5 protein-coding genes and 1 pseudogene are annotated in these 2,702 nt (G+C 44.8%); all 6 read right to left on the bottom strand.

The window, feature by feature from the left end; translation table 11 throughout:
- Positions 1-218, bottom strand: a 218-nt coding sequence (locus tag RMO84_RS18545) for a hypothetical protein (protein WP_310489917.1), incomplete at its 3' end; no start/stop codon positions are given.
- 228 nt (positions 219-446) lie between these two features.
- The gene (locus RMO84_RS18540; RefSeq protein WP_310489916.1) at positions 447-830 is read right to left on the bottom strand and encodes a hypothetical protein; all 384 of its coding nucleotides are present in this window, start codon (positions 828-830) and stop codon (positions 447-449) included.
- A 328-nt stretch (positions 831-1,158) separates the two neighbouring features.
- On the bottom strand, positions 1,159-1,419 hold the full coding sequence (locus tag RMO84_RS18535; protein ID WP_310489915.1) for a hypothetical protein: 261 nt from the start codon (positions 1,417-1,419) through the stop codon (positions 1,159-1,161).
- A 28-nt stretch (positions 1,420-1,447) separates the two neighbouring features.
- Positions 1,448-2,086 carry a glutathione S-transferase family protein gene (locus tag RMO84_RS18530; RefSeq protein WP_310489914.1) on the bottom strand — a complete coding sequence of 213 codons (639 nt, stop codon included), beginning with the start codon at positions 2,084-2,086 and terminating at the stop codon, positions 1,448-1,450.
- Positions 2,087-2,134: 48 nt separating this feature from the next.
- Entirely contained in the window at positions 2,135-2,449 is a 315-nt protein-coding gene (locus RMO84_RS18525; RefSeq protein WP_310489913.1) for a hypothetical protein, read from the bottom strand.
- Positions 2,450-2,484: 35 nt separating this feature from the next.
- Positions 2,485-2,702: pseudogene (locus tag RMO84_RS18520) on the bottom strand (MFS transporter); the annotation flags it as partial.

The following is a 2,702-nucleotide window of genomic DNA, read 5'->3' as shown; positions in this document are numbered from 1 at the left end:
CGTTCCCAACGTCTTTGCTGCCTCAAGTCGCGGCGATATTGCCGTTGTTCGCGGCGATTATAATCTCGTTCGCCAGTTCGGAAAATAATTTGGGAGTGGAGATTTTCGGCTGGTTGTTGGAGCGATGATGGTTGAATATTTGCACTCATGGCTCCAGACTTTGGGGCAATAGAGATTACTGCTAGTAATCCAATTGCTAGTGAGACAAATTTTGACATGGTTAGTTCTGTTTGATTAGCAGAAGTGAGGGGTGTTATCTTTGGCTAAATCGATTAGAACAATAAAAACCTCTCTCTAAAGACATAGATAAAAATATTTTGATGAATAAGTGCAAAATAGCAATAATTCAAAATCTTGATATCGATTTAAGTTTTTAAAATTAGCTCCACATCAAATTTTGGTATCAGGCATTGGCTAGGCTACGACAACACCTTCAATTGCAGATATCAGCCTCGATTCATCCCACTATTGACTCTTCGACTGACTTGAACGTAGGTTAGATAACCACGCCGCTCCAGTCGGTTGGCAGAACGTTGGGCATCGCGACGATTGTCGTGGTTTCCCTCCAAAATCCATTGGCGGTCGCCACGGTTGCGATAATAAACAGCAAACTGGCGGTCGCGATACTGGTTACGACGATATTGGTCGTCACGATATTGGTCGTCACGATTTTGGTCGCGATTCTCCAAAGGAGAGGCTACGCCAACGTATTGGGCGATTCTCGTTCCGAGGTTCTGACCGATTTTTTCTGAATCTAGTGCATGTGTTGTAAAGGGCGTAGTCACTACGAATCCCGCACAGGCTAATGCCAACAAAATTATCTTGTTCATGGGGTTAGTTTCAACGTATAAAGTTGGGATCTAACGATTAAATTTAGATCTTAATTAATCGACCATTCTTCAAGGTTAATCACTTAAATAATTAGAGGACTCCCTCTAAGGGCATAGATAAAAGTATCTTAATAAAATAGAATAATAAATTATTAATTTTGTGTTGTAGTTGCAAACGAACAATGCTATCTCAAGATATATAACTAGCTTCTGGCAAGGCTTTAACTTATTTTTTTTATAAATTGAATCAAAAATATATTGCGCGTAGCTCACACTTTCCTCACATTCGGAAGGTACAATAAACATGAGTAGCTATGTGCAACAAAAATCATTTATTTTTTAATCGATCGAGATAAACAAAGCTGCTCATACCAACAGATTTATCGATTGTTATTACTTGCCATCCAAACAAAATTAAAACCACGATCTCCTCATCCAGTGTGCGCTGAGCTAATAGTTCGATTTGAAAGACAACAAATGCCCCGCAAAAACCAGATTCAGCACGAAGACGATTCGTACTGCCCAACGCAGCCGCCACTCCAAGGTTGTTAATTTTAATGGCTGTCCGTAATGTTTTCTGACCAGCCACTCGCTTTCATCGAATGGTCGGGTGTTACTCAATCTGCCGCAGCAAAATGCTCCATCTGGTCTGCGTGTGCCTTCACGAACGACGGGCGTGCCGTGGCGCGCGCAACATAGTCATGACAGGCGGGATATGCCGCCAGCCCGTCAAACCGATCCACAAGGCGTAGCACGTCCGCCATCAAGATGTCAGCGATCGAAAAAGCTCCCACAAGCCATTCGCGTCCGGTCAACACTGCCTCCATCTGCTTGAGCCGTAATATGAGGAAGTCGTCAAAAAACTTCCACATCGGCGTTTCTCCGGTGACACCGGAGAATTTGAAGAAAGACCAGGGCTGACTTGCTGCCTCAACGGAAGCGAGCGCGGCAAACAGCCACTGTTTGACCTCGCTACGACTATGCGGATTGACTGGCATCAGCAATTCACTTCGCTCGCCTAGATGAAGCAAAATCGCACCGCTTTCAAAGATCGAGAGATCTCCATCAGTCAACCACGGCACTTGACTAAAGGGTTGGTGCGAAAAATGCTCGGCACCGCGATCGCGAAATGGCACGCTATTTACGTGATAGGGCAACCCAGCTTCTTCCAGTGCCCACCGCACACGGATGTCACGCACATAGCCTCGCGGAGTTTCGGGAACCCAATCGAAAGTGGTGAGAATCAGATCGGTCATTTAAGTGTCTCCTTACTCCATGTACATTGCCTAGCTGAGTGCGTGATACTATTGACGGATCTGGTTTCTGACAAAGAGATTTTCTACACTCAGAAAGATGATTGGTAGACCTAAAGCCGCACTTGCAAGTGTCTCAATCGCCCAGTTGTGGTTCAGCGAATCGGAGATCGCTGAAACAAGCACTGATGCAATTACAAGCCAAGGTGCGATCTCGACAAATCTTTGTTGCCAAGCAGGTCGATCGCGCAGTCTTGCTTGAGACTTTTGTACAGATTGATGCCAAAACGGAAAGGTCGTAAATACAGCACAAAGATATAGCAGTCCACGTAGATTCAGTGCCGTCAACTTCGGCTCGGCTCTCACAAGATAAAGACACAAGTACCTCCGTACTTTTATGGTTAATATTGTTGATAAATCGCTGATAATTTTCGATACGATCTCGATCTCATCGCCAGTAGTGTTACCGTCAATCCAATTAACCCAGTCACAGTAAATAAAAGTGCAATCCCTCGATCGGCTCCAGTTCCAAACCAACTGCCAAGCAGATCGACCCCTGCACCTGTAGTCATAAAGGGAATGAAGAGAAATTGAGCGATCGGACCAATCATAAACGCGG

The sequence above is a fragment of the Chamaesiphon sp. VAR_69_metabat_338 genome (genome assembly GCF_031423935.1).
Classification (GTDB): domain Bacteria; phylum Cyanobacteriota; class Cyanobacteriia; order Cyanobacteriales; family Chamaesiphonaceae; genus Chamaesiphon.
The sequence above is the reverse complement of the archived record's forward strand: the minus strand, read 5'-3'. Positions and strand labels throughout refer to the sequence as shown.

Bases quoted from the DNA above. Each gene is read 5' to 3' on its own strand.
- RMO84_RS18530 (WP_310489914.1), bottom strand. From the start codon at position 2,086: ATGACCGATCTGATTCTCACCACTTTCGATTGGGTTCCCGAAACTCCG.
- RMO84_RS18540 (WP_310489916.1), bottom strand. From the start codon at position 830: ATGAACAAGATAATTTTGTTGGCATTAGCCTGTGCGGGATTCGTAGTG.